Annotated in this window: 29 protein-coding genes, 1 other RNA gene and 1 riboswitch; of the genes, 15 read left to right on the plus strand and 15 right to left on the minus strand. The window is 68.9% G+C overall.

The features are described from left to right. Positions 1-17: 17 nt before the first annotated feature. Together DM992_RS07780 and DM992_RS07785 are read left to right on the plus strand one after the other, a co-directional pair. Positions 18-434: a DNA polymerase III subunit chi gene (locus DM992_RS07780; protein ID WP_034178777.1), complete on the plus strand. Its 417-nt coding sequence runs from the start codon at positions 18-20 to the stop codon at positions 432-434. 25 nt (positions 435-459) lie between these two features. After that, positions 460-1,200 carry a DUF2486 family protein gene (locus tag DM992_RS07785; RefSeq protein WP_111016322.1) on the plus strand — a complete coding sequence of 247 codons (741 nt, stop codon included), beginning with the start codon at positions 460-462 and terminating at the stop codon, positions 1,198-1,200. Between the two features lie 128 nt (positions 1,201-1,328). Here the strand turns inward: DM992_RS07785 and DM992_RS07790 are convergent, their stop codons facing one another. Both DM992_RS07790 and ilvD read right to left on the minus strand, forming a co-directional pair. After that, positions 1,329-1,655, minus strand: coding sequence for a c-type cytochrome (locus DM992_RS07790; protein WP_111016323.1), 327 nt, complete (start codon positions 1,653-1,655; stop codon positions 1,329-1,331). Between the two features lie 127 nt (positions 1,656-1,782). Next, on the minus strand, positions 1,783-3,456 hold the full coding sequence (gene ilvD, locus DM992_RS07795; RefSeq protein ID WP_111016324.1) for a dihydroxy-acid dehydratase: 1,674 nt from the start codon (positions 3,454-3,456) through the stop codon (positions 1,783-1,785). 135 nt (positions 3,457-3,591) lie between these two features. Between ilvD and DM992_RS07800 the strand changes: the two genes are divergently transcribed. Next, the gene (locus DM992_RS07800) at positions 3,592-4,506 is read left to right on the plus strand and encodes a LysR substrate-binding domain-containing protein (protein ID WP_111016325.1); all 915 of its coding nucleotides are present in this window, start codon (positions 3,592-3,594) and stop codon (positions 4,504-4,506) included. 89 nt (positions 4,507-4,595) lie between these two features. Next, complete coding sequence (gene lgt / locus DM992_RS07805; RefSeq protein ID WP_105393084.1) at positions 4,596-5,486, plus strand: prolipoprotein diacylglyceryl transferase; 891 nt, start codon at positions 4,596-4,598, stop codon at positions 5,484-5,486. 111 nt (positions 5,487-5,597) lie between these two features. On the opposite strand, the gene DM992_RS07810 is transcribed toward lgt, so the two are convergent. From DM992_RS07810 to DM992_RS07830, 5 genes are all read right to left on the minus strand, one after another. Then, a complete protein-coding gene (locus DM992_RS07810) occupies positions 5,598-6,338 on the minus strand; it encodes an SIMPL domain-containing protein (protein ID WP_111016326.1) in 741 nt (246 codons plus the stop codon). Positions 6,339-6,543: 205 nt separating this feature from the next. Further along, on the minus strand, positions 6,544-7,005 hold the full coding sequence (locus DM992_RS07815) for an EVE domain-containing protein (RefSeq protein ID WP_111016327.1): 462 nt from the start codon (positions 7,003-7,005) through the stop codon (positions 6,544-6,546). Positions 7,006-7,116: 111 nt separating this feature from the next. After that, a non-coding RNA gene (gene ssrS / locus DM992_RS07820) (6S RNA) lies at positions 7,117-7,298 on the minus strand. Between the two features lie 81 nt (positions 7,299-7,379). Next, positions 7,380-7,694: a cell division protein ZapA gene (locus tag DM992_RS07825; RefSeq protein WP_011352906.1), complete on the minus strand. Its 315-nt coding sequence runs from the start codon at positions 7,692-7,694 to the stop codon at positions 7,380-7,382. Then, positions 7,691-8,041: an ATPase gene (locus DM992_RS07830; RefSeq protein WP_111016328.1), complete on the minus strand. Its 351-nt coding sequence runs from the start codon at positions 8,039-8,041 to the stop codon at positions 7,691-7,693. Before DM992_RS07830 ends, DM992_RS07825 begins: the two co-directional genes overlap by 4 nt. A gap of 154 nt (positions 8,042-8,195) precedes the next feature. Continuing rightward, positions 8,196-8,450, plus strand: a riboswitch (cobalamin riboswitch). Between the two features lie 63 nt (positions 8,451-8,513). On the opposite strand from DM992_RS07830, the gene DM992_RS07835 reads away from it, so the two are divergent. Genes DM992_RS07835 through cobC form a run of 6 tightly spaced genes read left to right on the plus strand, consistent with a single transcriptional unit; the run spans position 8,514 to position 14,729 of the window. Further along, a complete protein-coding gene (locus DM992_RS07835; protein ID WP_111016329.1) occupies positions 8,514-10,430 on the plus strand; it encodes a TonB-dependent receptor in 1,917 nt (638 codons plus the stop codon). Positions 10,431-10,448: 18 nt separating this feature from the next. Continuing rightward, a complete protein-coding gene (locus tag DM992_RS07840; RefSeq protein ID WP_239511317.1) occupies positions 10,449-11,468 on the plus strand; it encodes an iron ABC transporter permease in 1,020 nt (339 codons plus the stop codon). Further along, complete coding sequence (locus tag DM992_RS07845; RefSeq protein ID WP_111016330.1) at positions 11,465-12,286, plus strand: ABC transporter ATP-binding protein; 822 nt, start codon at positions 11,465-11,467, stop codon at positions 12,284-12,286. The genes DM992_RS07840 and DM992_RS07845 overlap by 4 nt, the downstream gene beginning before the upstream one ends. 52 nt (positions 12,287-12,338) lie before the next feature. Beyond that, a complete protein-coding gene (cobT, locus tag DM992_RS07850) occupies positions 12,339-13,394 on the plus strand; it encodes a nicotinate-nucleotide--dimethylbenzimidazole phosphoribosyltransferase (protein ID WP_111017855.1) in 1,056 nt (351 codons plus the stop codon). Then, the gene (locus DM992_RS07855) at positions 13,384-14,160 is read left to right on the plus strand and encodes an adenosylcobinamide-GDP ribazoletransferase (protein ID WP_111016331.1); all 777 of its coding nucleotides are present in this window, start codon (positions 13,384-13,386) and stop codon (positions 14,158-14,160) included. The genes cobT and DM992_RS07855 overlap by 11 nt, the downstream gene beginning before the upstream one ends. Then, entirely contained in the window at positions 14,145-14,729 is a 585-nt protein-coding gene (cobC, locus tag DM992_RS07860) for an alpha-ribazole phosphatase (protein WP_111016332.1), read from the plus strand. The genes DM992_RS07855 and cobC overlap by 16 nt, the downstream gene beginning before the upstream one ends. Before the next feature lie 104 nt (positions 14,730-14,833). On the opposite strand, the gene DM992_RS07865 is transcribed toward cobC, so the two are convergent. Genes DM992_RS07865 through cobU form a run of 4 tightly spaced genes read right to left on the minus strand, consistent with a single transcriptional unit; the run spans position 14,834 to position 18,252 of the window. After that, complete coding sequence (locus tag DM992_RS07865; RefSeq protein ID WP_111016333.1) at positions 14,834-15,751, minus strand: cobalamin-binding protein; 918 nt, start codon at positions 15,749-15,751, stop codon at positions 14,834-14,836. After that, positions 15,748-16,767 (minus strand): threonine-phosphate decarboxylase CobD, encoded by a 1,020-nt coding sequence (cobD, locus tag DM992_RS07870; RefSeq protein WP_111016334.1) that lies wholly within the window; start codon positions 16,765-16,767, stop codon positions 15,748-15,750. The genes DM992_RS07865 and cobD overlap by 4 nt, the downstream gene beginning before the upstream one ends. Beyond that, on the minus strand, positions 16,760-17,704 hold the full coding sequence (cbiB, locus tag DM992_RS07875) for an adenosylcobinamide-phosphate synthase CbiB (protein WP_111016335.1): 945 nt from the start codon (positions 17,702-17,704) through the stop codon (positions 16,760-16,762). The genes cobD and cbiB overlap by 8 nt, the downstream gene beginning before the upstream one ends. Then, complete coding sequence (cobU, locus tag DM992_RS07880) at positions 17,698-18,252, minus strand: bifunctional adenosylcobinamide kinase/adenosylcobinamide-phosphate guanylyltransferase (protein WP_111016336.1); 555 nt, start codon at positions 18,250-18,252, stop codon at positions 17,698-17,700. The genes cbiB and cobU overlap by 7 nt, the downstream gene beginning before the upstream one ends. Before the next feature lie 74 nt (positions 18,253-18,326). Here cobU and DM992_RS07885 point away from each other — a divergent pair, with 74 nt between their 5' ends. The 4 genes from DM992_RS07885 (at position 18,327) to DM992_RS07895 (ending at position 21,422) form a co-directional block, all read left to right on the plus strand. Next, positions 18,327-19,829 (plus strand): cobyric acid synthase, encoded by a 1,503-nt coding sequence (locus tag DM992_RS07885; protein WP_111017856.1) that lies wholly within the window; start codon positions 18,327-18,329, stop codon positions 19,827-19,829. 83 nt (positions 19,830-19,912) lie between these two features. Beyond that, positions 19,913-20,053 (plus strand): hypothetical protein, encoded by a 141-nt coding sequence (locus DM992_RS42250; protein WP_165948134.1) that lies wholly within the window; start codon positions 19,913-19,915, stop codon positions 20,051-20,053. Between the two features lie 161 nt (positions 20,054-20,214). Next, positions 20,215-20,628: a DoxX family protein gene (locus tag DM992_RS07890; protein WP_111016337.1), complete on the plus strand. Its 414-nt coding sequence runs from the start codon at positions 20,215-20,217 to the stop codon at positions 20,626-20,628. 134 nt (positions 20,629-20,762) lie between these two features. Beyond that, complete coding sequence (locus DM992_RS07895; protein WP_111016338.1) at positions 20,763-21,422, plus strand: ParA family protein; 660 nt, start codon at positions 20,763-20,765, stop codon at positions 21,420-21,422. A 138-nt stretch (positions 21,423-21,560) separates the two neighbouring features. On the opposite strand, the gene panD is transcribed toward DM992_RS07895, so the two are convergent. The 4 genes from panD to DM992_RS07915 form a co-directional block, all read right to left on the minus strand. Continuing rightward, positions 21,561-21,947 (minus strand): aspartate 1-decarboxylase, encoded by a 387-nt coding sequence (gene panD, locus DM992_RS07900; RefSeq protein WP_031398432.1) that lies wholly within the window; start codon positions 21,945-21,947, stop codon positions 21,561-21,563. A 44-nt stretch (positions 21,948-21,991) separates the two neighbouring features. Further along, positions 21,992-22,831, minus strand: a complete 840-nt coding sequence (panC, locus tag DM992_RS07905) for a pantoate--beta-alanine ligase (RefSeq protein ID WP_111016339.1) — start codon at positions 22,829-22,831, stop codon at positions 21,992-21,994. 266 nt (positions 22,832-23,097) lie between these two features. Then, complete coding sequence (locus tag DM992_RS07910; protein WP_034178758.1) at positions 23,098-23,970, minus strand: ScpA family protein; 873 nt, start codon at positions 23,968-23,970, stop codon at positions 23,098-23,100. A gap of 4 nt (positions 23,971-23,974) precedes the next feature. Then, positions 23,975-24,163: a DUF3460 family protein gene (locus DM992_RS07915; RefSeq protein ID WP_006478107.1), complete on the minus strand. Its 189-nt coding sequence runs from the start codon at positions 24,161-24,163 to the stop codon at positions 23,975-23,977. A gap of 252 nt (positions 24,164-24,415) precedes the next feature. Here DM992_RS07915 and DM992_RS07920 point away from each other — a divergent pair, with 252 nt between their 5' ends. Further along, positions 24,416-26,230 (plus strand): autotransporter assembly complex family protein, encoded by a 1,815-nt coding sequence (locus DM992_RS07920; RefSeq protein ID WP_111016340.1) that lies wholly within the window; start codon positions 24,416-24,418, stop codon positions 26,228-26,230. Positions 26,231-26,246 lie beyond the last annotated feature (16 nt).

Consider the following 26,246-nt stretch of genomic DNA (forward strand, 5'->3'; position numbering starts at 1 on the left):
ATGCGGGTGCGCGGGCAATGACGCGGATCGATTTCCACTCGAACGTCGGCGATTCGCTCGCGTACGCGTGCCGGTTGCTGCGCAAGGCCTACCAGGCCGGGCAGCCGGTCGTCGTGCTCGCCGAGCCCGCGCGCCTGCGCGCGCTCGACGAGCGGCTCTGGACGTTCTCGCCGCTCGATTTCATTCCGCATTGCGGCGTCGACAGCGAGCACGCGGCCGGCACGCCGATCGTGCTGGCCGCCGATCTCGACAAGGCGCCGCATCATCACGTGCTGCTGAACCTCGGCGCGACCGTACCCGCGCAGTTCGCCCGCTTCGAGCGCCTGCTCGAAGTGGTCGGCAACGCGCCGGATGAACTGGCCGCGGGCCGCGACCGCTATCGCTTCTACCGCGATCGCGGATACGCGCTGAACAACTACAAGCAGGGCAGCTAGCCGCAACCGTCGACGGAGTGTTCCCGTGACACAAGCCGATTCATCCTCGATCCCGACGCTGACCGACGTGCTGGTGCCGGGCAAGCCGGCGCCGGCGCGCTCGCCCGCGCCCGACGCGCCGCAGCCGCACGCCGGCGCGGCGATTCCGGTGCTGGCCGACGTGATCGCGCCGGCCGATTCGACGAAAACCGAGGGCGACCCCGAATTCGTCGTGATCGAACCCGTGCCGACGCTGCACGTGCCGGCGGTCGAACTGCCGGGCGACGTGGCGACGGCTGCCGCGGCGGCGATGGGCGAGACCGATGCACCGGCCGAACCGGGCGCTGCGGAGCACGTGGTCGCCGAGCACGCAGCGGCCATGAATGCGCCGCTCCGGTCGTCGCTGGCCGGCGATGATGTGCCGCAGCATGCGTTCGCCGCGGTGGCGCTGGATGCGGTTGACCACGCATCTGAAGCGGTCATGCCGGAGACGGCCGTACCAGCCGCTGCGCCGCAGCCGGACGTGCAGGCAGCCGTCGGGCTGACGCCGGAAGATGCGCAGCATATCGCCGAGCGCCTGCGCAATCGGCTGACGAGCTATCTGACCGGAGCAGGGCGCGAGGCCATCGAGGCCCGCTGTCGCGACGCGCTGCACGAGCATTCGGCCTGGCTGGTCGGCCAGGTCACGCGCGAGGTGGCGCTGACGCTGGAAACCGAGGTCATGGACTGGGTTCGCGACGCGGTCGATGAAGAAATTGCGCGCCGCCGCGCCGGTCATTCGGGCTGAGCGCTCGGCCGTTCCGGCTACGGAAAAGAGGGTGCGGTTCCAGTAAGCGCCGGCAAAGCTGCCGGCGAGGGGCAAGCCCGCCTGTCGGCGGTGCCCGGCACAACGGTCATGCCCTCAGGGCAGCCGGTTCAACGCAGCGACAGCACCCATTGAGCGAGTGCGTGGGCTTCGCCGCTCGTCAGTTGCGTATTGGCGGGCATCGGCACGCTGCCCCATACACCGACGCTGCCTTTCACGATCGATTGGCCAAGGTAATCGACGGCATCGCCGCGCGCCGCATACTTGCCGGCGATGTCGCGGAACGACGGGCCCATCAGCGGCTTGCCGACCGCGTGGCAGGCCATGCAGTTCTTGCGCTGCGCGAGCGCGAGCCCGTCGGCCTGTTCGGCGCGCGCCGCCGCTGCGCCGCCGGTCAGCAGCATCACGAGCAGCGCGCGCAATATCATCTGTTTCATGCGGTTCTCCGCCGACGGGGACGGCCGGCTTCATGGTCCGCGCATTATAAAAGCAAAGGGAACGCACGTTTTGCGCGTTCCCCCGGCGGCCATTCCCATTGGGGTCGCATGCCGCGGCGATATCGCGTCAACCCGTGACGGCGCCCTGGTTCGCCGGCCGGGCGAGGGCCGCGAATTTCGCGAGCACGCCGCGCGTGTAGCGCGGCGCCGGCTGTTTCCATGCGGCGCGGCGGCGCGCGAGCTCGGCATCGTCGACGTTCAGCTCCAGCAGCAGCCGGTGCGCGTCGATCGTGATCGAGTCGCCTTCCTGCACGAGCGCGATCGTGCCGCCGACGAACGCCTCGGGGGCGACGTGGCCGACCACCATGCCCCACGTGCCGCCCGAGAAGCGGCCGTCCGTGATGAAGCCGACCGATTCGCCGAGCCCCTTGCCGATGATCGCGGACGTCGGCGCGAGCATTTCCGGCATGCCGGGGCCGCCCTGCGGGCCGAGGTAGCGCAGCACGAGTATGTCGCCGGCGCGGATCCGGTCGCCGAGGATCGCATCCATCGCGCTCTGCTCGTCGTCGAACACGCGTGCCGGGCCCGTGATCACCGGGTTCTTCAGGCCGGTGATCTTCGCAACCGCGCCGTCTTCCGCGAGATTGCCCTTCAGGATCGCCAGGTGGCCTTCCTTGTACAGCGCGCGCTCGATCGGGAAGATCACGTCCTGGTCCGCGCGCGGCACGCTCGGCACGTCCTTCAGTTCGTCGGCGATCGTGCGGCCGGTGATCGTCATGCAGTCGCCGTGCAGCAGCCCCGCATCGAGCAGGATCTTCAGCACCTGCGGAATCCCGCCGGCCCGGTGCAGGTCGGTCGCGACGTACCGGCCCGACGGCTTCAGGTCGCAGATCACGGGCACACGCTTGCGGATGCGCTCGAAGTCATCGATCGTCCAGTCGATCTCGGCCGCATGCGCGATCGCGAGATAGTGCAGCACCGCATTGGTCGAGCCGCCGGTCGCCATGATCACCGACACAGCGTTCTCGATCGACGCCTTCGTGATGATGTCGCGCGGCTTCAGGTCGCGCTTCACGGCCTCGACGAGCACGCGCGCCGATTCGGCCGCCGAATCGACCTTCTCCTGGTCGGGGTTCGCCATCGTCGACGAGTGCAGCAGCGACATCCCGAGCGCCTCGAACGACGAGCTCATCGTGTTCGCGGTGTACATGCCGCCGCACGAACCCGACGTCGGGCACGCGTTCTGCTCGACGCCTTCGAAATCCTCCTGCGTCATCCGGCCCGCGGTGAATTCGCCGACGGCCTCGAACGACGACACGATCGTCAGGTCGCGGCCCTTCCAGTGGCCGGGGCGGATCGTGCCGCCGTACACGTAGATGCCGGGTACGTTCAGGCGCGCGAGCGCGATCATGCCGCCCGGCATGTTCTTGTCGCAGCCGCCGACGACGACCACGCCGTCCATCCATTGCCCCTGCACGCAGGTCTCGATGCAGTCGGCTATCACCTCGCGCGACACGAGCGAGTACTTCATGCCTTCGGTGCCCATCGACATGCCGTCCGAAATCGTCGGCGTGCCGAAGATCTGCGGGTTCGCGCCGGACGCCTTCACGGCCTCGACGGCCGCATCGGACAGGCGCTGCAGGCCGGAATTGCACGGCGTGATCGTCGAATGGCCGTTCGCGATGCCGACCATCGGCTTGTCGAAATCGTCCTTCTGGTAGCCGAGTGCGTAATACATCGAGCGATTCGGCGAACGGGCCACGCCTTGCGTGATGTGCTTCGAGCGACGGTTGTACGGCATGGGGGACTCCATCGTTGTCTGGGCGACGCCCGTGAGCGGCGCGCCGGTTCGGATGAAACAAGAATGGAGTTTCCGGATTGGGATGTCCAATATATTATTTGTCGCTTATTAAGTCGTTTTGCGAATGAGTGACATATGGCCGATCCGACGCCCGACCTGCGCCAGTGGCGCTATTTCGTGGCCGTCGCCGACGAGCGCCATTTCGGCCGCGCGGCCGAGCGCCTGTCGATGACGCAGCCGCCGCTGTCGCAGGCGATCCGGGCGCTCGAGGATGCGCTCGGCGTCGCGCTGTTCGTGCGCACCAAGCGCTCGGTGGCACTGACCGCGGTCGGCGCGGCGCTGTTGCCCGACGTGCGCCGGCTGCTTGCGTCGGCCGATGCGCTGCCGCCGCTCGCGCGGCGGCTCGCGCGCGGCGAGGCCGGCTCGCTGTCGCTCGCGTTCGTGTCGACCGCCGATTACGGGCTGCTGCCGTCGCTGCTGCGCGCGTTCGGCGCGCGCTATCCGCAGGTGCGCCTGCAGCTCGCGGAGGCGACGAGCGACGTGCAGATCGACGAACTCGTCGCCGGCCGCATCGACGCGGGGCTCGTCATTCCGCCCGTGCCGCCGCGTCACGCAGCCGGGCTGTCATACCTGCCCGTCGTGCGCGAGCCGCTGGTGGTCGCGATGCCGACCGCAACGTCCGACGCGCCCGAGGACGAACCCGTGCATCTCGCCGATGTCGCCGCATTGCCGCTCGTGATCTTTCCGCGTCGTTTGGCGCCCGGCTTTTATGACATCATTACGGGCTGCTACGGCGCGGCGGGGGAAACTCCGCGCATCGGCCAGGAGGCGATCCAGATGCAGACGATCGTCAGCCTCGTGTCGGCCGGCATGGGCGTCGCACTGGTGCCGCAATCGATGCGTAACCTGCGGCGCACCGGCGTGGTCTACCGGCCGCTCGCGGGTCATGCGCCGGTCGTCGAGACAGGCCTCGTGTGGCGCACGGGCGACGTGAGTCCCGTGCTTGCCGGCTTCATCGACGTCGTGCGCGCGCAGGGCCTCGCCGCGTGACGTGAACGATGGAGCGCCGGTGCCGTCCAATGCGCGGTGCTGCGCGTTCGCGACGGCCGTACCGCATTCGAAAACTTCTTCGCTAACCCATGATCATTCACCCGAATTTCGACCCCGTTGCGATCCATCTCGGGCCGCTGGCCGTGCGCTGGTACGGCCTCATGTATCTCGTCGGCTTCATCGCGGCGATCGTCGTCGGCCGGGTCCGCCTGAAGCTGCCGCACGTCGCGGCGCAGGGCTGGACCGCGAAGGACATCGACGACATGATGTTCTACGGCGTGCTCGGCACCGTGCTCGGCGGCCGGCTCGGCTACGTGCTGTTCTACAAGGCCGATTTCTACTTCTCGCATCCGCTCGACGTGTTCAAGGTGTGGGAGGGCGGCATGTCGTTTCACGGCGGCTTCCTCGGCGTGACGCTCGCGATGGTGCTGTTCGCGTGGCAGCGCAAGCGCCACTGGCTGCAGGTCACCGATTTCGTCGCGCCGATGGTGCCGACGGGGCTCGCGGCCGGGCGGCTCGGCAACTTCATCAACGGCGAGCTGTGGGGCCGCGTGACCGACCCGACGGCGCCGTGGGCGATGCTGTTCCCGGGCGCGATGCGCGACGATGCGGCATGGCTGCCGAAACATCCGGCGCTCGTCGAGAAGTGGCATCTCGCCGACGTGTTCATGCAGTATCAGATGCTGCCGCGCCATCCTTCGCAGCTCTATGAAATCGCGCTTGAAGGCATCGCGCTGTTCTTCGCGCTGTTCTTCTTCTCGCGCAAGTCGCGGCCGATGGGCGCCGTGTCCGCGCTGTTCCTGATCGGCTACGGCCTCGCGCGCTTCACGGTCGAGTTCGCACGCGAGCCCGACGACTTCCTCGGCTTGCTTGCGCTCGGCCTGTCGATGGGGCAGTGGCTGTCGCTGCCGATGATCCTCGCGGGCATCGCGCTGATGGTCTGGGCGTATCGCCGCCGCGCGGCGAATGCGGCTGCGTGATGCGATATCGATGCGCGCGCAACTGGCGCGTGCATCGGCAACACGCATGCAAATGAAAAACGCCGGCCCGAGGGCCGGCGTTTTTCGTTTCCGACAGCCGCGCGTTGCGCGTTACTTCATCTGCACCGAGCCGTTGACGGTGACCGACACGGTGGCCTTGCCGCCTTCGACCGCGATCGGTGCGCTCATCTTCGCGCTGTCCATCGGCGCTGCGGCCATCGCCATCACGCGCGGGTACGGCTGCACGTTGCGGCCGCTGCCGACGTTGACGTCGCGGATCGTGTAGCTGCTGTAGCCGAACGCCTTCGCGGCTTCGTCCGCGCGGGCGCGGAACGACTTGATCGCTTCGGTCGTGAGCTTCTGCTCCGCCGTGCGCTGCGCTTCGGGCGACAGCGAGAACTCGACGTTCGCGATCTGCATCAGGTTCGACAGCTGGCCTGCAAGCTTCGATGCTGCTGCGAAATCGCGCGATTCGAGCGCGACTTCGGTGCGGCCGCGCCATGCGGAGATCTTCCCGTCGCGATCGGTGCTCGGATACACGGAGAATGCACCCGTGTGCGCGGTGACGCCCGATACGCCCTTCGCTTGCGACAGCGCGGCATCGGCACGCTGGTTCAGCGCGGACGTGAGGCTGCCCGGATCCTTTGCCTGCTGTTCGTAGAACAGCGTGATGTGGATGATGTCCTGCGGCACGTCGGCGCTGGCCTGCGACGAAAGCGACAGCACGCCCGCCGGTTCCGGAAAGTGCGGGTTCGCGGTCTGCGCGTGCGCGGCGGGCGACGCGAGCGTCAGCGCGACGGGAACGGCGGCGGCGAGTGCGAGCGACAGCGCGAGTGCGGATTTCTTGGTCATTGTTGGACTCCTTGTGCGAGGGCGCGCACGCGGATCACGCGTGCACGACGCGGGCGTACCGCGCAACGAAAAAACAGCCGGCCCGATTGACCGACAGCGGTTGCTTAGGCTGCGCGAACGATCCACGAGTTCCGCGGCGGCAGCGCGTGCTGACCAGATTTGACGTTTGGTGCGCGCGCCTGCTGCGCGCGCCTGCTGCGTGCGCCTACTTCATCAGCTTTTCGGTGATGAACCGCCATTCGGCGCGCGTAACGGGCGTGATCGACAGCCGGTTGCCGCGTGCGAGCACGCGCATGTCGGCGAGTTCGTCGTGTTCGCGCAGTGCGGCGAGCGGCACGAGCGGCGACTTTTTCACATAGCGCACGTCGACGAGGAGCCAGCGCGGCGCTTCCTGCGTCGACTTCGGGTCGTAATAGGGGCTGCTCGGATCGAACTGCGTGGGATCGGGGTAGGGCGTCGACGATACTTCGGCGAGGCCAGCGATGCCCGGCTCGGGGCAGCTCGAGTGATAGAACAGCACGCCGTCGCCGATCTTCATCGTGTCGCGCATGAAATTGCGCGCCTGATAATTGCGCACGCCGGTCCACGGCAGCGAGCGCTGCGGTGCGTTGGCGAGATCGTCGATGCTTGCTTCGTCCGGTTCGGACTTCATCAGCCAGTATTGCATGGATCGTGATCGACGCAGCAGGAGGCATGATGGTCTGTTGGCATGCGCGTTCTGCGTGCAAACAGACCCTGAAAAAGAAAACGGCACCGGGACTCGCCCGATGCCGTTGGATAGGCCCCCGCCTTGGCCGCTAGGCCGGCATCCTGAACCTGAGGTTCAGAATTGGTCGCAGTTAGCAGCACTTCGGGTACATCAGACAGAGTGACGCGCGCGCCCGTGCTACAAATTTCCGCAACCGTGCACATGGCATTGGTTCAAGGAATATATGACCTTGGCGAACCAGGCAGGGAAGCTGACTGAACTGTGTTTCGATGCGCCAATTTGACCACCGTTGATCGCCGAGATCAAGGAGAATCGACGCATCGATTGAAACGTTACTGCGTCTCGTGCTGTGCGAGCACCGCGCCGAGCTGTTCGTTCATCTGGTGCATTGTACGACGGATTTCCTCCGCCGGAAATGCTTCACCGTGCCGCACGCTCGTTTGCAGCCGCAGCAATTCCGATGCGAGCGACAGTGCCGCCATCACCGCGATGCGATCGGTGCCGCGTACCGAGCTGTTCGAGCGGATTTTCGACATTTCGGCGTCCACGCGCGCGACCGCCTCGAGCAGCGCCGCTTCGGTCTCGGCCGAACAGGCGAGACGATAGGCCTGACCGAGAATCGAGACTTCGATCTGCTTGGTGCTCATGCATGTTCTCCGTGGCTGGCCGCGTCATCGCCACCCGTACGCGCCTGCGCATCCAGCAGGTCGAGCTGGTTGTCGGCTTGCTCCGCGCTTTTCGAGCGCGGCAGCTTTTCGAGAATCGCGTTCAGTTTCACCTGCGCGTCGTCGATCTTCGCCGACAGCGTGTCGCGCTCGGCTGCGAGCGCATTGCGTTCATCGCGCAGCTGCGCGAGTTCCGCGCGGACCGTGTCCGCTTCCGCGCGCAATTGCGCGACCTGCTCCTCGAGCGCGAGCCGTTCCGAGTGATAGCGCTTGTTCAGCGAAATCAGACGGCCAATATTTTGAGATAGGGTTTCGAGTTCGTTGAGCATTTGCTGCGTCCTCTAAAGACCCAGCATTTTAGCGCGGAATAACGCGCAATCCGACATCTGTAACGTTTCCAGTCGTAACACCCCCGCTTCTTGCCGCGAATAGGCGCGCCACGTGCGTGTCCGGACGCTTCCTTGACGCTCGCGCGAGCGGCTCCTAAACTGGCGCCGCCTCGGTGCTCGCGCGTGGAACGCGCGGTTAAACGGGAAGCAGGGAGCGGGCTCCGCCGGGAGGCCGCCAACCTGCGCTGCCCCCGCAACGGTAAGCGGCCGCGTCCTGTGACGCAGGCCGGCTCGGGCGCGTTCCGCGTGCAGGTGTCGCACGCGGGCGCGGGCCACTGCGCGTCATCGCGCGGGAAGGCGAGCCGGTACGCCGCCAGCCCGGATACCGGCCGAGGCGGGGAGCCCGCATGGGCTTCGTGACGCGCGGCCTGCGGGGAGGCGGGGCGCGCAGTGCTTCACGGGATTTATCTTCATGCTGACCCCAATCGTCCGCACGGCGCTCGGCGCGCTCTGCGGACTGCCGCTTGCCGCCGCCGCGCAGACCGCGGCGAATGCCGATGCCGCGGCGCCCGCCGTACCCGCGACAACGTCGGCCGTGTCCGCGGCCCGGCCTGGCGCTGCGACCATGCTCGAACCGGTCGTCGTCACCGCGCAGCGCGCGCCGCAGGCGCTGGCCGACACGATTCCGCAAACCACCGTATTCGACGCGCAGGATATCGCCGCGCATCCGGGCGCCGACCTGCCGACCCTGCTCGCGTTCGCACCCGGCGCGCAGATCGTGCGCAACGGCGGCCCCGGCGCGAGCACGACGATGTTTCTGCGCGGCGCGGAGTCGACGCAGTCGCTCGTGCTGATCGATGGCGTGCGGGTCGATTCCGCGAGTCTCGGTGCCGCGCAACTGAGCCAGCTGCCGCTCGACCAGATCGAGCGCGTCGAGATCGTGAACGGCAACGTGTCGTCGCTGTACGGCTCGGGCGCGATCGGCGGCGTCGTGCAGGTGTTCACGAAGGACGGCGGCAATCATCCGCCGCGCTTCAACTTCGCGGTCGGCGTCGGCAGCTACGGCACTCAGACGCAGCAGGCCGGCGTATCGGGGCGGCTCGACGGCGACGGAAAGACGACGTTCAGCGTGTCGATCGCACGCGACAAGGACAACGGTTTTTCCGCGCTCGACCCGGCGAAGAAGCCGAACGCGAACCCGAATGCGAACGGCTACCTGAACGAGAGCATCACCGCGGCGCTGCGCCACCGCTTCAACGACCGCTGGGATGCGGGCATCAGCTACTTCCAGTCGAACGGCAACAACAGCTACGACAATGCGTGGGGCGTGCCGACCGACCTGAACAACCTCTATTCGCGCGTGCAGCAGGTGCGTGCGTTCACGAACGGCAAGCTGACCGACTGGTGGACCGCTCGCGTGAGCGTGTCGACCGGCAACGATCGCAGCCAGTCGGCGCTGAACGGCGTCTATACCGATCACTTCAATACCGACAACCGCCAGTACACGTGGCAGAACGACTTCCGGATCGCGCCGGATCATCTGATCCAGGCCGGCTACGAGCGGCTCGACCAGCAATTCATGTCGAATGCGTATTCCGCGCCGCAGCGTCACGTGAATTCCGGCTGGGTCGGCTATTCGGGGCGCTTCGGCCGCCAGCAGTTCCAGGCGAACCTGCGCCGCGACCAGTACTCGGACTTCGGCGGCGCCAATTCCTACTATCTCGGCTACGGCCTCGAACTGACCGATCGCTGGAAGGTGACCGCGAGCTATTCGGACGCGTTCCGCGCGCCGAGCTTCAACGACCTCTATTACCCGATGGCCGGCAATCCGTCGATCCAGCCGGAGCGCAGCCATTCGATCGAGGCCGCGTTGCAGTACGCGTCCGATGCGGTGGGCGTGATGCGGCTCACCGCGTTCCAGACGCGCTATGCGAACCTGATCAACTATCGGCCCGACGGGAGCGGTTTCTACTATATTGCGCAGAACGTCGGCAGCGCGAAGGTGCAGGGGCTCGAAGGGTCGTGGCAGGGGCATGTCGGCGCGACCGACGTACGGGTTGCCGCCACGTTGCAGAACCCGGTCGACGAAACGCAGAATCAGGATCTCGACCGCCGCGCGCGGCGTTTCGCGTCGATGGCCGTGAACCGCGCGTTCGGCGCGTGGCGCGTCGGCGGCGAATGGCTCGTGAGCGGCGCGCGCAACGATCCGGGCGGCGGGCGGCTCGGCGGCTACGGGATCGTCAACCTGTCCGCGCGCTACAACATCACGAAGTCGTGGTATGTCAGCGCGCGTATCGACAACCTGCTCGACAAGGACTACGAGCTTGCATATGCCTACAACACGCCGAAGCGCGGCGCCTATGTCACGCTCGGCTGGCAGCAGCAGTAAGCGGATGCGCCGCGCGTCATGCGCAGCCCCGTGCGCGGCATGAGCGCCGCGCGCGCCGCCGCGATCTGGGCCGCGCTGGCCGCCGTGGTCGCGTTGCTGTTCGTCGTGTCGCTGTCGATCGGCAGCGTGCCGATGTCGCCGTGGCAGGCGCTCGCGTCGCTCGTGCCGCATGGCGGCGACGCGCTGTTCGCCGACATCGTCCGCACGCTGCGCCTGCCGCGCGCGCTCGCGGGCTTCGCGTGCGGTGCGCTGCTCGCGCTTGCCGGCGCGCTGCTGCAGGTGCTGCTGCGCAACCCGCTCGCGGAACCGTATGTGCTCGGCGTGTCCGGTGGCGCGGCCGGGTTCGCGCTGGTCGCGATGATCGCGGGCGGTGCGTGGTGGCTCGTCGATGCGTCGGCGTTCGCCGGCGCGCTCGTATCGGTCGCGCTCGTGCTCGGTCTCGCGCGCCGCGAGCTGTGGCGCGGCGATTCGCGCGACGCGTCGCCGCGGCTGCTGCTCACTGGTGTCGTGATCGCGGCAGGGTGGGGCGCGCTCGTCACGCTGCTGCTGTCGCTCGCGCCCGATGCGCGGCTGCGCGGGATCATCTTCTGGCTGACGGGCGACCTGAACGGCGTGACCGCGCCGTGGTTCGCGTGGGGCGCGCTGTTCTTGGCCGCATGCGTCGCGCTGCCGGCCGCGCCGCAATTGAACGTGCTGCTGCGCGGCGACGCGACCGCGCTCGCGCTTGGCGTACCGGTCGCGCGCCTGCGCGTGCGGATCTATCTCGTCGCGTCGCTGGCCGCGGCGGCTGCGGTAACGACGGCCGGCACGATCGGCTTCGTCGGCCTCGTCGTGCCGCATGCGCTGCGGCTCGCATTCGGCAACGACCAGCGCATGCTGCTGCCGGCCGCGATGCTCGCGGGCGGCGGCGGCGTGATGGCGGCCGACCTGCTCGCGCGCACCGCGATCGCGCCCGCGCAACTGCCGGTCGGCGTGATGACCGCGTTGATCGGCGTGCCGGTGTTCCTGTGGATGTTGCTGAGGAGGCCGATGCGATGACAGGCACTGCGCAGCACGCTGCCGCCTCCGGCAACCACATGGCCTGCGCGACCGTCGACCTGACGCTGATGGCCGGCGCGCGCACGCTGCTCGACGGCTTCACGCAGGCCTTCCGTCCCGGCGAAATCTGGTGCGTCGCGGGACCGAACGGCGCGGGCAAGACGACGCTGCTCGCGACGCTCGCGGGGCTGCACCCGCCGACCGGCGGCCGGGTCGAGATCGACGGCCGGCCGCTCGCCGCATGGCCGCCCGCGCAGCTCGCGCAGCGTCGCGCACTGATGCCGCAGCAGCTGCACGATGCATTCAGCGCGACCGTGTTCGACACGGTGCTGCTCAACCGCTTTCCGTATCTCGGCGGCTGGGGCTGGGAGCGCAACGGCGACCGCGCGGCCGCGCGCGACGCGCTCGCGACGTTCGACCTGACCGCACTGGCGTCACGCGACGTGCTGTCGCTGTCGGGCGGCGAGCGGCAGCGGGTCGCGCTGGCCGCGACGCTGTGCCAGGATGCGCCACTGATGCTGCTCGACGAGCCGCTCGCGCATCTCGACCTGCATCACCAGATCGACTGCCTGACCGCGCTGGCCGCATGGCTCGACGCCGGCCCGCGCACGGTGCTGTTCTCGTGCCACGACCTGAATCTCGCGCGGCGTTTCGCGACGCATGCGCTGTTGCTCGACGGCCGCGGCCATGCGTGGGCTGGTCCCGTGCACGACGTGCTGACGCCCGAGCGCGCGAGTGACGCGTTCGGCTATCCGCTCGTGCTGATCCGCGAGCATGGCCGCGACGCGCTGCTGCCTGCTTGGCCCGAGCGACAATGACCTTTTCCTTTACGATGCGCGGCGCAGGCCGCGCCAACGACACGGCTTCCCGATGACGACTCCGACCCACTTCCCGCCCGCGATCGCGCCGCTCGACGACGCGCTGCGCAAGCGCCTGCAGCATGTAATCGACCACAAGACCAAGCCGCCCGGCAGCCTCGGCCAGCTCGAGGCGCTCGCGTTGCAGATCGGCCTGATCCAGCATTCCGAGCGTCCGACCGTGCAGCGCCCGGTGACGATCGTATTTGCCGGCGACCACGGGATCGCGGCCGAAGGCGTGAGCCCCTATCCGCAAGCGGTGACCGCGCAGATGGTAGCGAACTTCCTGGCCGGCGGCGCAGCGATCAACGCGTTCTCGGGTGTCGCGCAGAGCACGCTCGAGATCGTCGATGCGGGCGTCGCGTCGCCGCTGCCGCTGTCCGACCGGCTGGTGTCGCTGCCGGTCGCGCGCGGCACGCGCAACTTCGCGACGGAGCCGGCGATGACGCGCGACGAGGCGATGACGGCGCTCGCGGCCGGCGCGGCGCGCGTGCGCCTGCATGCTTCGCTCGGCACGAACGTGATCGGCTTCGGCGAGATGGGGATCGCGAACACGTCGTCGGCCGCGTGCCTGATGAGCCGCCTGCTCGACGTGCCGATCGACGCGTGCGTCGGCCGCGGCACGGGCCTCGACGACCAGGGTCTCGCGCACAAGCGCGCGGTGCTCGGCCGCGCGCTCGTCAAGCACTCGCACGCGATCGCGCCGCTCGACGTGCTCGCGACGTTCGGCGGCTTCGAGATCGCGATGATGACGGGCGCGTATCTCGCGGCAGCGAGCGAGCGGATGACGATCCTCGTCGACGGCTTCATCGCGACGGCCGCGCTGCTCGTCGCCGAGCGCATCGCGCCCGGCGTGCGCGACTACTGCGTGTTCTCGCATACGTCGCACGAGGCCGGGCACCGGCGCATGCTCGAGCATTTCGGCGCGAAGCCGCTGCTCGCGCTCGACCTGCGGCTCGGCGAAGGCACGGGCGCCGCGCTCGCGCTGCCGCTCGTGCGCGCGGCGGCCGCGTTCCTGAGCGAGATGGCGAGCTTCGAGTCCGCCGGCGTCGACAATCGTGACGCCTGATCGCGCGCCCGGCGTGCGTGCCGAACTGCGCTACTTCTTCGTCGCGCTCGGCTATTTCACGCGCGTGCCCGTGCCGCGCGCGATCGGCTATGCGGCCGGTGATCTCGACCAGGCCGCGCGCTATTTTCCGCTCGTCGGCGCATGCGTCGGCGCGTGGGGTGCGCTCGTCTACCTCGCCGCGCTGCGCGTGCTGCCCGCGTCGATCGCGGTCGGGCTGTCGATGGCCGCGACGCTGCTCGCGACCGGCGCTTTCCACGAGGACGGCCTCGCCGACAGTTGCGATGCATTCGGCGGCGGCTACGCGCGCGACGACGTGCTGCGCATCATGCACGACTCGCGGATCGGCACGTTCGGCGCGGTCGCGCTCGTGATCGCGCTCGGCCTGAAATGGCAGGCGCTCGCGGCCATGCCGCCGCTGCGCGCCGCTTGGACGATGATCGCCGCGCATGCGGCGAGCCGTGCGGCGGCCGTCAGCCTGCTGATGTCGCTCGACTATGTGCGGCCCGAAGGCAAGGCGAAGCCGGTCGCGCAACGGATGGGCGCACGCGCGGCGTGCGTCGCGGCGGTATTCGGGTTGCCGTGGCTGTTCTGGCCGGACTGGCGCATCGGCGTCGCCGCGGGCGGCGCGCTCGTGCTCGTGCGCGCGTGGGCGGCACGCTATTTTGTGAAACGGATCGGCGGTTATACGGGCGACTGCCTCGGCTTCGCGCAGCAATTGAGCGAACTGGCGATCTATCTCGTGGTGCTCGGATGGACATCGTCCTGATCCGTCATCCGGCCGTCGGCGTCGAGCCGGGCATGTGCTACGGACGCAGCGACGTGCCGCTCGCCGCGCCGGCCGACGTCGGCGCGCATGCCGTGCACGCGCATCTGTCGGTTCTCGGCGCGCCGCCGCCCGAACAGATATGGACGAGCCCGCTGGAACGATGCGCGTCGATCGCCGAACGGCTCGCGCAGACATTCGATGTGCCGCTGCTGCGCGATGCCGGCTGGCAGGAGATGGATTTCGGCGCGTGGGAAATGCAGCGCTGGGACGATATCGACCGTGCGGCGCTCGATGCGTGGGCGGCCGACCTGATGCATGCATGCGCGCATGGCGGCGAAAGCGTCGCGCGGTTCGCCGCACGGGTTGCAGGGCGGGCCGACGCGGTTGTGCAGGTCGATCGGCCGCAATGGGCGGTTACGCACGCGGGCGTGATCCGCGCGTTCGCATCGCATGTGTTGCGTGTGCCGCTCGACACGCTGCTGTCGCGGCCGGTGCCGACGGGCGGTGTCGTCTGGCTGCGTGCGGACGATGCGGCGCGAACATGGGAAGTCGTGCACTGGGATGAATAGGCTCGCACGCGTCTGCATGGGAACGACACGACGCGCGGTCAAACCATCTCAAGCACCGGACGCATCAGGGATCGGTGCGCGGCAAACGCGCAAGTCAGCGGAAATCAGCGCGCCGGCCGCCGCGCACGGGCGGCATCGAGATCCTCGCACAGCGCGGCCGCGCCTTGCGCGATCCGCGGCGACGGCCGCGTCAGCAGATCGCCGTCGATCGCGAACAGGTTGTTGCGCGCCACGGCCGTCAGTGCAGGCCACGCGCGCCAGCGTGCAAGGCTCGGCAGCGGTTCGTCCGAGCGCGTCGCACCGGCGCTCGTCGTCACGATCGCTTCCGGATTCGCGGCGAGCACGGCCTCGTCGGTGACGCTTGGCGCGAGCGGCTTGAGCGACGCGAACACGTTGCGGCCGCCGCACAGTGCGATCACGTCGTTGATCAGGTGCGCGCCGTTGAGCGTCGTCAGCGGGCGGTCCCAGACCTGGAAGAACATCGTGACGGGCGGCCGCGCGGCGTAGCGTGCGCGCAGCGCCGCGATGTCGCGCGCATAGGACGCCGCGGCCGCATCGGCCGCCGGCTGCGTGCCGAGCAGCGTGCCGAGCCGGCGCAGCGACGACGATACGTCGTCGAGATGTTTCGGTTCACTGAAGAACAGCGGGATATGCAGCGCGCGCAGCGCGTCGGTCTGCCGTTCGGCATTGCCATGCCGCCAGACGACGATCAGGTCCGGCTTCAGCGCTGCGATTCGTTCGAGGTCGAGCGCCTTGTTGTCGCCGACGCGCGGCACCGCTTGCGCGGCGGGCGGATAGTCGCTGTATGTGACGGTGCCGACGAGCTTCGCGCCGCCGCCGGCAGCGTAGACCAGCTCGGTCGCGTGCGGCGCGAGGCTGATCACGCGCTGCGCGGGCGCGGGCAGCGTAACCGTATTGCCGGCGTCGTCGCGCGTCGTGACATCGGCGTGGACGAACGGCGCATGAGCGAGCGCAGCCAGCGTCGCGGCCGGCGCCAGCCGGCGGAACATGCGCGGGTTCATGCGGATTCCTGTTGCAGCGTCGGCACGCAGTGCGCGAGTGCATCATCGAGGCGCTGCCACTCGGCTTTGCTAGCCGGCAGGCCGATGCGCACGCTCGACGGCTTCGCGAAGTGCCGCGTCCAGATCCCGCGTGCCGCGAGCGCCGCATGCAGCGCAGCGGCGCGCGGGTCGTCGGTCCAGCTGAAGAGCGGTGTCGCACGAACCGCGAAGCCGTGCATGCGCAACAGTGCGGCCAGTCGCTCGCCGTCTGCCGCGAGCCGTTCACGCGCGGCGGCCTGCCATGCGCGATCGGCAAATGCCGCGGCGACCGCGTGACGCGCGGGGCCGCCGACCGTCCATGCGCCGAGCATGTCGCGCAGTGCGGCGATCTGTTCGGGGCATGCGAGCACGAAGCCCGCGCGGATACCGGCCAGACCGAAGAACTTGCCGACCGAGCGCAGCACGACGAGCCCAGGGCGATTAACCTGCGGCGCGAGCGATTGCGTTGCGCCAGTGTCGGCGAACGCCTCGTCGACGATCAGCGTGCCGCCGCGCGCCGACAACTGCGCATGCCAGCGGAGCAGGCGCTCGGCCGGCACGAATTCGGCGGTCGGGTTGTTCGGATTCCCGACGATGACGTGACGCAGTGTCGCCGGCAGCGTTTCCGTGCCGATGTCGAGCGGAACGACGCGATGGCCGTGACGCACGAACGCGGGCGCGTATTCGCCGTACGCGAGCGACGCGACGCCGGCGTCGCCGGTCGGCAGCAACGCAGGCAATGCACGGATCGCGGCCTGGCTGCCGGCGACCGGCAGCACGTGCGCGGGATCGGGCGCGCGGTAGTACTGCGCGGCGCAGGCCGCGAGGCCGTCGCCGTCGTCGGGCAGCCGGCGCCACGCGTCGGCCGGGACGGGCGGCACCGGATAGCCGACCGGATTGATGCCGGTCGACAGGTCGAGCCACGCGTCGTACGGAATGCCGTGGCGGCGTGCGGCTTCATGCAGGTTGCCGCCGTGCGCGATGCGAGTGTCAGACATGATGAGTGGCCATGACGAGTGCGCCGCTCGCGACCAGCAGCGCGAGCCACAGCGCGAGCGTACGTGTGACGAGCGACAGCGCGGCGACGACGTGGACGGCCGTCGCCGGTGCGCCGGTGCCCAGCGCCGGACGATCCTCGATTTCGCCGTGATAGACGGCCGGGCCGCCGAGCTGCACGTTCAGGCTGCCGGCGCCCGCGGCCATCACCGGGCCAGCGTTCGGGCTGTCCCAGTGGCGTGCCTGCGTGCGCCAGCAGCGCCATGCGGCGGCCGTGTCGCCGAGCAGCGCGTAGCTCGCGGCCGTGAGGCGCGCGGGAATCCAGTTCAGTGTGTCGTCGAGGCGCGCGGCGGCCCAGCCGAAGGTCAGGAAGCGCGGCGTGCGGTAGCCCCACATCGCGTCGAGCGTGTTCGCGAGCCGGAACAGCAGCGCGCCGGGACCGCCCGCGACGACGAACCAGAAGAGTGCGCCGAAGATCGCGTCGTTGCCGTTCTCGAGCGCCGATTCGACGGCCGCGCGCGACAACGCGCCTTCGTCGGCGTCGCTCGTGTCGCGCGACACGATGCGCGCGGTCAGCTTACGCGCGGCGTCGAGGTCGCGCCGCAGCAGCGCCGCGGCGATCGGCGCGACATGGTCGGCGAGGCTCTTCGCGCCGAGCGCGAACCACAGCAGCGCGACGTGCAGCGTGGCCGCGAGCGGCCACGGCAGCACGGCCACGAGCCATGCGGCGACGGCCACCGGCGGCACGACGGCCGCGGCCCACGCGGCGACGCCGACCGCGCGGCCGCGCCGGCCCGTGTTCAGAGCGCCTTCGATGCGCGCGGCGAGCTGGCCGAACGCGACGAGCGGATGCCAGCCGGCGGGTTCGCCGATCGCACGGTCGACGATCGCGGCCGCGACCGCAAGCATCGCGACAACGGGCAGCGACAGCATCAGCATGACGGCGCTCCCGTCTTGAGGTCGAGCGGCAGCCCGGCGACGAGCAGCGTCACGCGCGTCGCGAGCGCGGCGACGCGTTGGTTCAGGCGCCCGAGTTCGTCGACGTAGCGGCGCGTGACCGACCCGAGCGGCACGACGCCGAGCCCGATCTCGTTGCTGACGACGATCACCTTCGCGCGTGCGCCGCGCAATGCGTGTTCGAGCCGCTCGACCTGCGCTGCGTACTGCGCGTCGTCGAGCGGTTCACCGTCGGCCGGACACAGCAGGTTCGTGAGCCACAGCGTCAGGCAGTCGACCAGCAGGCACGCGTGCGGATCGTCGAGCCGCGCGAGCGTGCCGGCGAGGTCGACGCTCGCATCGGCGAACCCCCATTCGGCCGGGCGGCGCGCGCGATGATGCGCGATGCGCTGCGCGAATTCGGCATCGGCGGCGGTTGCGGTCGCGATGTAGGTGACGGGGCGGCCGCTGTCGGCGGCGAGCCGCTCGGCATGCGCGCTCTTGCCCGAGCGCGCGCCGCCGAGGACGAAGGTGAGGTCGTGCGGAATCATCGCGTGATTGTAACGGCGCGAGCGTACCGGCGCGGGCGATAATGCGGCCTTTGCTTCGCGACGACCTTTACACGATGAATGCACCCGAGCCGCGGCCGCGCGGTACGCTGATGATCCAGGGCACGACGTCCGACGCGGGCAAGAGCACGCTCGTCGCGGGCCTGTGCCGCCTGGCGCGCCGTGCCGGCGCGCGCGTTGCGCCGTTCAAGCCGCAGAATATGGCGCTCAATAGCGCGGTGACGGCCGACGGCGGCGAGATCGGCCGCGCGCAGGCGCTGCAGGCGCTGGCTGCGGGCGTCGCGCCGCATACGGATTTCAACCCCGTGCTGCTGAAGCCGACGAGCGATCGCGGCGCGCAGGTGATCATTCATGGCAAGGCGCGCACGAACCTCGACGCGCGGGCGTATCACGACTACAAGCCGGTCGCGTTCGACGCGGTGCTCGAGTCGTACGCGCGCCTGCGCGCCGGTTACGACACGGTGATCGTCGAGGGCGCCGGCAGCCCGGCCGAGATCAACCTGCGCGACGGCGACATCGCGAACATGGGTTTTGCCGAACGCGTCGACTGCCCGGTCGTGCTCGTCGCCGACATCGACCGCGGCGGCGTGTTCGCGCACCTGGTCGGCACGCTCGCGTGCCTGTCGGACAGCGAGCGCGCACGCGTGCGAGGCTTCGTGATCAACCGCTTCCGCGGCGATTTCAAGCTGCTCGAACCGGGGCTCGACTGGCTGCGCGCGCAGACTGGCAAGCCGGTGTTCGGCGTGCTGCCGTACCTGCACGGGCTGCAGCTCGATGCGGAGGACATGCTGCCCGCGCAGGCGCGCAGCGCCGCCGCACGGGGCGACGCCGGCGTGCTGCGCGTCGTCGTGCCCGCGCTGCCGCGCATCAGCAACCACACCGATTTCGATCCGCTGCGCGCGCATCCGCAGGTCGAGTTCGCGTACTGGAAGAGCGGCCCGGTGCCGGATGCCGATCTGCTGATCCTGCCCGGTTCGAAGAGCGTGCAGCGCGATCTCGGATGGCTGCGCGACGCGGGCTGGGACGCGGTGATCCGTCGTCACCTGCGTTACGGCGGCAAGGTGATCGGCATCTGCGGCGGGATGCAGATGCTCGGCCGTACGCTGGACGATCCGCTCGGCCTCGAAGGCGCGCCCGGCAGCGTGCCGGGGCTCGGGCTGCTCGATTTCGACACGACGCTGCAGCCCGACAAGACGCTGAAGAACGTAACCGGACATCTCGCGCTGCCGGGCGGGGCCGCCGTGCGCGGCTACGAGATCCACATGGGCGACACGCGCGGGCCCGCGCTCGCGGCGCCCGCGCTGGCGCTGGCAGCCGACGCCGCGCAGGACGGCGCGCGCCCGGACGGCGCGGTTTCGGCCGACAACCAGATCCTCGCGACCTACGTGCACGGGCTGTTCGACGCGCCCGACGCGTGCGCGGCGCTGCTCGCGTGGGCCGGGCTCGACGGCGCGGAGCGCATCGACTATCCGGCGCTGCGCGAGGCATCGCTGGAGCGGCTGGCCGATACGTTCGCCGAACATCTCGACCTGGACGCGCTGTACGCCGAATTTCGGTGAAGCGGCGCCGGGCCGCCCTCGCTTTTTCCGCCGGATCGCGTACAACACAAGGAAGGCGGAGGTCCGCCTGGAGGAGTGCGACGATGAAGGTTCGATGGTGGTGGAGCGTGCTGCTCGCGGCGCTGCTGGGCGCATCGGCGGTTGCGCACGCGTGCGATTCGTACACACCGGGCGGCAGCCAGTCCGGTTCCGGCGACGCCACACAAGGCAAAAGCGGGTACTGAAGTGGGTATCGGGCACGATTCGGGGCATGATCGGTCATGCCCTTTTTTACGGCCTTATTCGTTCCTGTTGGGAATCAGTTAAAGCAAATTGGCGTGTTTATCGGCTGAATCGATTCGAATAGAGTGCGATCCATTCTCATCCACTCACGAAGGAATCCGCCATGAACCCCAATCGCCTGAACGATTTTGCCGCCACGCTGCTGCGCGTCGCGCTCGGCGTGCTGTACCTCGCGCACGTCGCGCAGAAGGTGTTCGTCTTCACGCTGCCCGGCACCGCGCAGTTCTTCGCGTCGATCGGCCTGCCGGGCTGGCTCGCATACCTGACGACGTTTGTCGAACTGGTCGGCGGCCTGGCGCTGCTCGCGGGTTTCCGCGTGCGTGTCGCCGCGCTCGCGCTGCTGCCGTTCATGCTCGGCGCGACGGCCGCGCATCTGCCGAACGGCTGGAGCTTCTCGTCGCCGAACGGCGGCTGGGAATATCCGGCGTTCTGGGCCGTCACGCTTGCCGTGCAGGCACTGCTGGGCGGCGGCGCGTTCGCGATCGGCGCCCGGGAGGCCGCGGTTCAGCGCGCGTAACGGAGTAACGGGGGCGCGGTTCGATGCAACCCGTTCCGGTGATCCCCCGTTTGCCGATATCATCGCTCCCTGTATCCGCAATCGAGCGGCGCCAGCCATGCGGCCGGCGCCGCGTGGCTTTTTCGGGGGAATTCATGACGGTGATCGTGGTGGCGAATCCGAAGGGCGGCGTGGGGAAGAGCACGTTGTCCACCAATCTTGCCGGCTATTTCGCGGCGCAGGGCGCGTGGGTCGCGCTCGCCGACCTGGACCGGCAGCAGTCCGCGCATGCGTGGCTCGACCTGCGGCCGGCCGGCTTGCCGGCGATCGAGTCGTGGGATCTCGATCCGGACGCGCCGTCGAAGCCGCCGCGCGGCCTCGAATATGCGGTGATCGATACGCCGGCCGGCCTGCACGGCAATCGGCTCAGCGTCGCGCTGCAACTGGCCGACAAGGTGATCGTGCCGCTGCAGCCGTCGATGTTCGATATTCTCGCGACCCAGCAGTTTCTGGAGCGCCTCGCCGGCGAGAAGGCCGTGCGCAAGGGGGGCGTCGAGGTCGGGATCGTCGGGATGCGGGTCGATGCGCGCACGCGCTCGTCGGACCAGCTGCACCGCTTCGTCGAAGGGCTCGGCCTGCCGGTGCTCGGCTACGTGCGCGACACGCAGAACTACGTGCAGATCGCCGCGCACGGCCTCACGCTGTGGGACGTCGCGAAGAGCCGGGTCGAAAAGGATCTCGAACAGTGGCGGCCGATCGTCGAATGGGCCGAGCGCGGTGCGCCGAAGGCGGAGAAGGCCGCCAAGGCGTCCTGATCCGATCGCGCGGCCACGAGGCCGGCTCGCGCCGAAATGGGAAAGGGCCGGATCCCATGTCGCACGGGATCCGGCCCTTCGACCGCAAGCGGTGCAGCCGCTCCCGCGCGCGACGGCACGCGGGGGCGGCCGGTCAGGTTAGGTCCAGTTCTGCGTCGGCACGTGATCGCGGTGGCCCTTGATCTTGTTGCCGTCGTCGATGAACACGAGCTTCGGCTTCCAGCCGGCCTGCAGTTCGGCTTCGTCGACCATCGCGAACGCCGCGATGATCACGAGGTCGCCGAGCTGCGCACGGCGCGCGGCTGAGCCGTTCAGCGAGATCATCCCGCTGCCGCGCTCGCCCTTGATCGCGTACGTCGAGAAGCGCTCGCCGTTGTTGATGTTCCAGATGTCGATCCGTTCGTTTTCGACGATGTTCGACGCTTCGAGCAGGTCTTCGTCGATCGCGCACGAGCCTTCGTAGTGCAGCTCGCAGTGCGTGACTGCCGCGCGGTGGATCTTCGATTTGAGCATGTGGCGCTGCATGGTGTCTCCGTGATGCGTCGTGAGAGGCGCGGGCGGGCGGCCCGTCAGATTTCCAGGTTGTCGATGAGGCGCGTCGCGCCGAGCTTCGCGGCCGCGAGCACGACGAGCGGCTCGCCGGCTTCGAGTTCGGCGGCGCTCGGCGCGATCAGGTTCGCGCGGCGGCGGATCGACAGGTAGTCGGGCGCCCAGCCGCGCTCGGCCAGGTGCGTGCGCGCCTGCTGCTCGACCTTGCCGAGGTCGCGCTCGCCGCCGAGCACGCTTTCACGCATGCGCTGCAGCGTCTTCGCGAGCTCGGGCGCTTCCCGGCGCTCGTCGGCCGACAGGTAGCGGTTGCGCGACGACAGTGCGAGGCCGTCCTCGTCGCGCACGGTTTCGGCCGCGATGATGTCGACCGGCAGTGCGAGCTGCTGGCACATGCGGCGCACGATCATCAACTGCTGGTAGTCCTTCTTGCCGAACACGGCGACGCGCGGCTGCACGCAGGCCATCAGCTTCGACACGACCGTGCACACGCCGGTGAAGAAGCCGGGCCGGAATTCCCCTTCGAGGATCCCGCCGAGATCGTCCGGCGGCAGCACGCGATATTCCTGCGGTTCCGGGTACATGTCGCGCTCGGTCGGCGCGAACAGCACGTAGACGTTTTCCTTCTGCAGCTTCTCGATATCGTCCTGCAGCGTGCGCGGGTATTTGTCGAAATCCTCGTTCGGGCCGAACTGCAGCCGGTTGACGAAGATGCTCGCCACGACCGGGTCGCCGTGCTGGCGCGCGAGGCGCATCAGCGACAGGTGCCCTTCGTGCAGGTTGCCCATCGTCGGCACGAACGCCGTGCGGTTCTGTCCGCGCAGCTGGTCGCGCAGTTCCTGGATCGAGCTGATGACTTTCATGATCGGGTAGCGGGTTCCTCGCGCATGCGCGCGTTGGCGCCGCGGCAGCGGCGTCGGGGTCGAAGCGGAGAACGCCGGCGCGCGGGCGGCGCATCGGGCGTCGGCGGATTGTAGAGGATTTGGCCGCCAAACGCATCGAAAAGAGAACGATCGTTCACTTTTTAATCGGACGTGCCGGAAACGAGCCGCGGCTTGGGCTGCGGTCCCCCGCCGCGGCGAAGCGGCGAGCGTCGGGGTGAATCGGGAGAACCGGGCGGGCGCGGGCCTTAAGCGGGCAGGTACGCGAGGCGCACGTAGATCGGCGCGAACGGCTCCGGCTGCGTGATTTCGACGAGCGATTCGCGCGCGAGTTCGAGCATCGCGATGAAGTTCACGACGACGACCGGCACGCCGCGCGACGTGTCGAACAGGTCGGCGAACTCCATGAAGCGCGCGTTCTGCAGCCGGCGCAGGATCAGGCTCATGTGTTCGCGCACCGACAGCTCCTCGCGGGAGATCTTGTGGTGCTGGACGAGCTTCGCGCGCTTGAGCACGTCGGCCCATGCGGCGCGCAGGTCGTCGGAGTTCACGTCGGGGAAGCGCGGCGTAATGCTTTGCTCGATGTAGACCTCGGCGCGCAGGAAGTCGCGGCCGAGCTGCGGCAACTGGTCGAGGCGCTGCGCGGCGAGCTTCATCTGCTCGTATTCGAGCAGGCGGCGCACGAGCTCGGCACGCGGATCTTCCGCTTCGTCGCCGGTGTCGGCCTTCTTGACCGGCAGCAGCATCCGAGACTTGATCTCGATCAGCATCGCGGCCATCAGCAGGTATTCGGCTGCCAGCTCGAGGTTCGACGTGCGGATCTGGTCGACATAGCCCAGGTATTGCGCGGTGACCTGCGCCATCGGGATGTCGAGCACGTTGAAGTTCTGCTTGCGGATCAGGTACAGCAGCAGGTCGAGCGGGCCTTCGAACGTCTCGAGGAAGATCTCGAGCGCGTCGGGCGGGATGTAGAGATCCTGCGGCAGCTTGAAGAGCGGCTCGCCGTACAGGCGAGCGAACGCCGCGACACCGTCGACCGTGTCGGGCGTCGAGTCGGCGCCCGCGGGCGCGGCGATCGCGTCGTCCTGGCGGGCGGCGCTGGCCTCGTCGGCGGCGCTCACGTCGTCAGAAGTTCTGGTAGTAGACGTACGACGTTTGCTTCACGCGCGATTCCTGCTGCTCGGCGCGCTCTTCGAGGTCGATCGGCTGCTTGTCCCACAGCAGCGAACGGCCCTTGCGCTGCTCTTCCTCGAGCGTCGGCTTCTGCTGCTTGAGCTGGTTCAGGAACTGCGTGACGTCGGACTGGTACGGCATGGCTGGATTTTCCGTTTCGGGCGGCGCACGATGCGCCGGATTCGCGTTGGCGGGATTTTACCGCATCGCGGGAACGGCCGGCGCCAATCGCGCGTCGAACCCGCGGGCCCGCACCTGCGGCGAAGCGGCCCGGGCCCGTGCGCGCGCCGTTGCGCGCAAGCGTCAAAGCCTCGCGCGTGCGGGCATGGCCGCTGCCCTGTGGTCAAATACAGGGTTTCCACGAAACCGTGACAACCGAGGGCGAGGTCATATTTGGCGGGGCAGTCGAACCAGCAAGCACACATGGCGCATGACCCGGGCCCGCGCGTGGCACGCAATCGCGCCGGCGCCGCGGCCCGCGCCGCACGGGCGGCCCTCGCGGGGTGCGTCGCCGCGTTGTTCGCGTTGCCGGCCCACGCGAAGTACGACGTCGACATCGACGCACCGCGCTCGGTCCGCAAGCTGCTCAAGTCGCATCTCGATATCGCGCGCTTCGCGAAGCGCGACGACATCAGCGACGACCAGTTCGACTACCTGGTGACCGCCACGCCGCAGCAGGTGCGCGACCTGACCGCGACGGCCGGTTATTTCTCGCCGGTCGTGCGCACCGACGTGCGGATGCGTGACGGCAAGCGCGACGTGCGCATCGCGGTCGATCCGGGGCCGCAGACCGTCGTGTCGACGGTCGACCTGACGTTCAAGGGCCCCGTCGACACCGAGGATCCGAAGCAGGAGGCCGCGACCCGCTTCGCGTTCTCGCTGAAGCCGGGCGACCCGTTCACGCAGTCCGACTGGGACGGCGCGAAGGGCGCGGCGCTCAAGCAGCTGCAGTCGCGCCGCTATCTCGGCGCGAAGATCGCGTCGTCCGAGGCACGCGTCGACCCGCGCACGCAGCGCGCGACGCTCGCGGTCACGTTCGACAGCGGCCCGACGTTTACGATCGGCAAGGTCGATGTCGACGGCGTGCGCCGCTATCCGGAGAAGATCGTCACGAACGTCAATCCGCTGTCGGAAGGCGAGATCTACGACGCGCAGCGGATCACCGAATTGCAGCGGCAGTTGCAGAACACGCCGTACTACGCGAGCGTCGCGATCGACGTGGGCGACGATACGACGAAGCCCGAGCGCACGCCCGTGCACGTGAAGGTCAGCGAGTTCCCGTACAACAACATCCGCGGCGGGGTCGGCTATGCCACCGACACGGGCCCGCATGTGCAGGGCTCCTATACGTATCTCGACACGTTCGGCGCCGCGTGGCCGCTGACCGTGTCGGGCCGGCTCGACCAGATCCAGCAGTACGGGCAGGTCCAGCTGTCGATGCCGCCGGGCGAGAAAGGGTGGACCAACAGCGTGCTCGCGTCGTATACGAACACCAACGTGTCGGACACGCGCATCTACAGCGCGCGGGTCGGCGTGCAGCGCACGCGCACCGGGCAGTTCATCGACTATGCGTATTCGCTGATGTTCTACCAGGACCGGCTCGACCAGAACGGCGCGGGGCCGACCACGAGCCGCGCGCTGGTGCCGCAATGGGCCTGGACGCGCCGCAACGTCGACGATCCGCTGTTTCCGCGCTCGGGCAACCTGATCCACGCGGAGGCCGGCTTCGCGATCAAGGGCGTGGCGACCGACCAGACCTTCATCCGCGGCTACGCGCGCGGCCAGCAGTACCTGCCGATCGGCAAGCGCGACCTGTTCGTGTTCCGCGCGGAGCTCGGCGGCGTGTTCACGAGCGGCAGTTCGACCGGCGTGCCGGCGTCGCTGCTGTTCCGCGCGGGCGGCTCGAACTCGGTGCGCGGTTACGGTTACCAGAGCATCGGCAACAGCGTCGACGGCTCCGTGTTGCCGACCAAGTACCTGATGACGGGCACCGCCGAATACCAGCACTGGTTCAATCGCGACTGGGGCGCCGCCACGTTCTTCGACATCGGCACCGCGACCGATGCGTGGGGCGAGAAGGTGTTTTATCCGGGCGTCGGCATCGGCGCGCGCTGGCGCAGCCCCGTCGGCCCGATCAACGTCGACGTCGCGTACGGGTTGCGCAACCACAGCGTGCGCCCGTACCTGACGCTCGGCATCGCTTTCTGAACGTACCGCTTCATCC

The organism is Burkholderia sp. JP2-270 (genome assembly GCF_003233675.1).
Taxonomy (GTDB): Bacteria; Pseudomonadota; Gammaproteobacteria; order Burkholderiales; family Burkholderiaceae; genus Burkholderia; species Burkholderia pyrrocinia_C.

Coding starts and splice junctions, on each gene's coding strand:
- cbiB (WP_111016335.1), bottom strand. CDS start 17,704: ATGCTGATGCTGTCGCTGCCCGTTGTCGCGATGCTTGCGGTCGCGGCC.
- DM992_RS07835 (WP_111016329.1), top strand. CDS start 8,514: ATGCTGACCCCAATCGTCCGCACGGCGCTCGGCGCGCTCTGCGGACTG.
- DM992_RS07830 (WP_111016328.1), bottom strand. CDS start 8,041: ATGCTCAACGAACTCGAAACCCTATCTCAAAATATTGGCCGTCTGATT.
- DM992_RS07915 (WP_006478107.1), bottom strand. CDS start 24,163: ATGCCGTACCAGTCCGACGTCACGCAGTTCCTGAACCAGCTCAAGCAG.
- DM992_RS07840 (WP_239511317.1), top strand. CDS start 10,449: ATGCGCAGCCCCGTGCGCGGCATGAGCGCCGCGCGCGCCGCCGCGATC.
- panC (WP_111016339.1), bottom strand. CDS start 22,831: ATGAAAGTCATCAGCTCGATCCAGGAACTGCGCGACCAGCTGCGCGGA.
- DM992_RS07895 (WP_111016338.1), top strand. CDS start 20,763: ATGACGGTGATCGTGGTGGCGAATCCGAAGGGCGGCGTGGGGAAGAGC.
- DM992_RS07780 (WP_034178777.1), top strand. CDS start 18: ATGACGCGGATCGATTTCCACTCGAACGTCGGCGATTCGCTCGCGTAC.
- DM992_RS07845 (WP_111016330.1), top strand. CDS start 11,465: ATGACAGGCACTGCGCAGCACGCTGCCGCCTCCGGCAACCACATGGCC.
- DM992_RS07865 (WP_111016333.1), bottom strand. CDS start 15,751: ATGAACCCGCGCATGTTCCGCCGGCTGGCGCCGGCCGCGACGCTGGCT.
- DM992_RS07800 (WP_111016325.1), top strand. CDS start 3,592: ATGGCCGATCCGACGCCCGACCTGCGCCAGTGGCGCTATTTCGTGGCC.
- lgt (WP_105393084.1), top strand. CDS start 4,596: ATGATCATTCACCCGAATTTCGACCCCGTTGCGATCCATCTCGGGCCG.
- panD (WP_031398432.1), bottom strand. CDS start 21,947: ATGCAGCGCCACATGCTCAAATCGAAGATCCACCGCGCGGCAGTCACG.
- DM992_RS07790 (WP_111016323.1), bottom strand. CDS start 1,655: ATGAAACAGATGATATTGCGCGCGCTGCTCGTGATGCTGCTGACCGGC.
- DM992_RS07810 (WP_111016326.1), bottom strand. CDS start 6,338: ATGACCAAGAAATCCGCACTCGCGCTGTCGCTCGCACTCGCCGCCGCC.
- cobU (WP_111016336.1), bottom strand. CDS start 18,252: ATGATTCCGCACGACCTCACCTTCGTCCTCGGCGGCGCGCGCTCGGGC.
- ilvD (WP_111016324.1), bottom strand. CDS start 3,456: ATGCCGTACAACCGTCGCTCGAAGCACATCACGCAAGGCGTGGCCCGT.
- DM992_RS07815 (WP_111016327.1), bottom strand. CDS start 7,005: ATGCAATACTGGCTGATGAAGTCCGAACCGGACGAAGCAAGCATCGAC.
- DM992_RS07890 (WP_111016337.1), top strand. CDS start 20,215: ATGAACCCCAATCGCCTGAACGATTTTGCCGCCACGCTGCTGCGCGTC.
- cobC (WP_111016332.1), top strand. CDS start 14,145: ATGGACATCGTCCTGATCCGTCATCCGGCCGTCGGCGTCGAGCCGGGC.
- DM992_RS07885 (WP_111017856.1), top strand. CDS start 18,327: ATGAATGCACCCGAGCCGCGGCCGCGCGGTACGCTGATGATCCAGGGC.
- DM992_RS42250 (WP_165948134.1), top strand. CDS start 19,913: ATGAAGGTTCGATGGTGGTGGAGCGTGCTGCTCGCGGCGCTGCTGGGC.
- DM992_RS07825 (WP_011352906.1), bottom strand. CDS start 7,694: ATGAGCACCAAGCAGATCGAAGTCTCGATTCTCGGTCAGGCCTATCGT.
- cobT (WP_111017855.1), top strand. CDS start 12,339: ATGACGACTCCGACCCACTTCCCGCCCGCGATCGCGCCGCTCGACGAC.
- cobD (WP_111016334.1), bottom strand. CDS start 16,767: ATGTCTGACACTCGCATCGCGCACGGCGGCAACCTGCATGAAGCCGCA.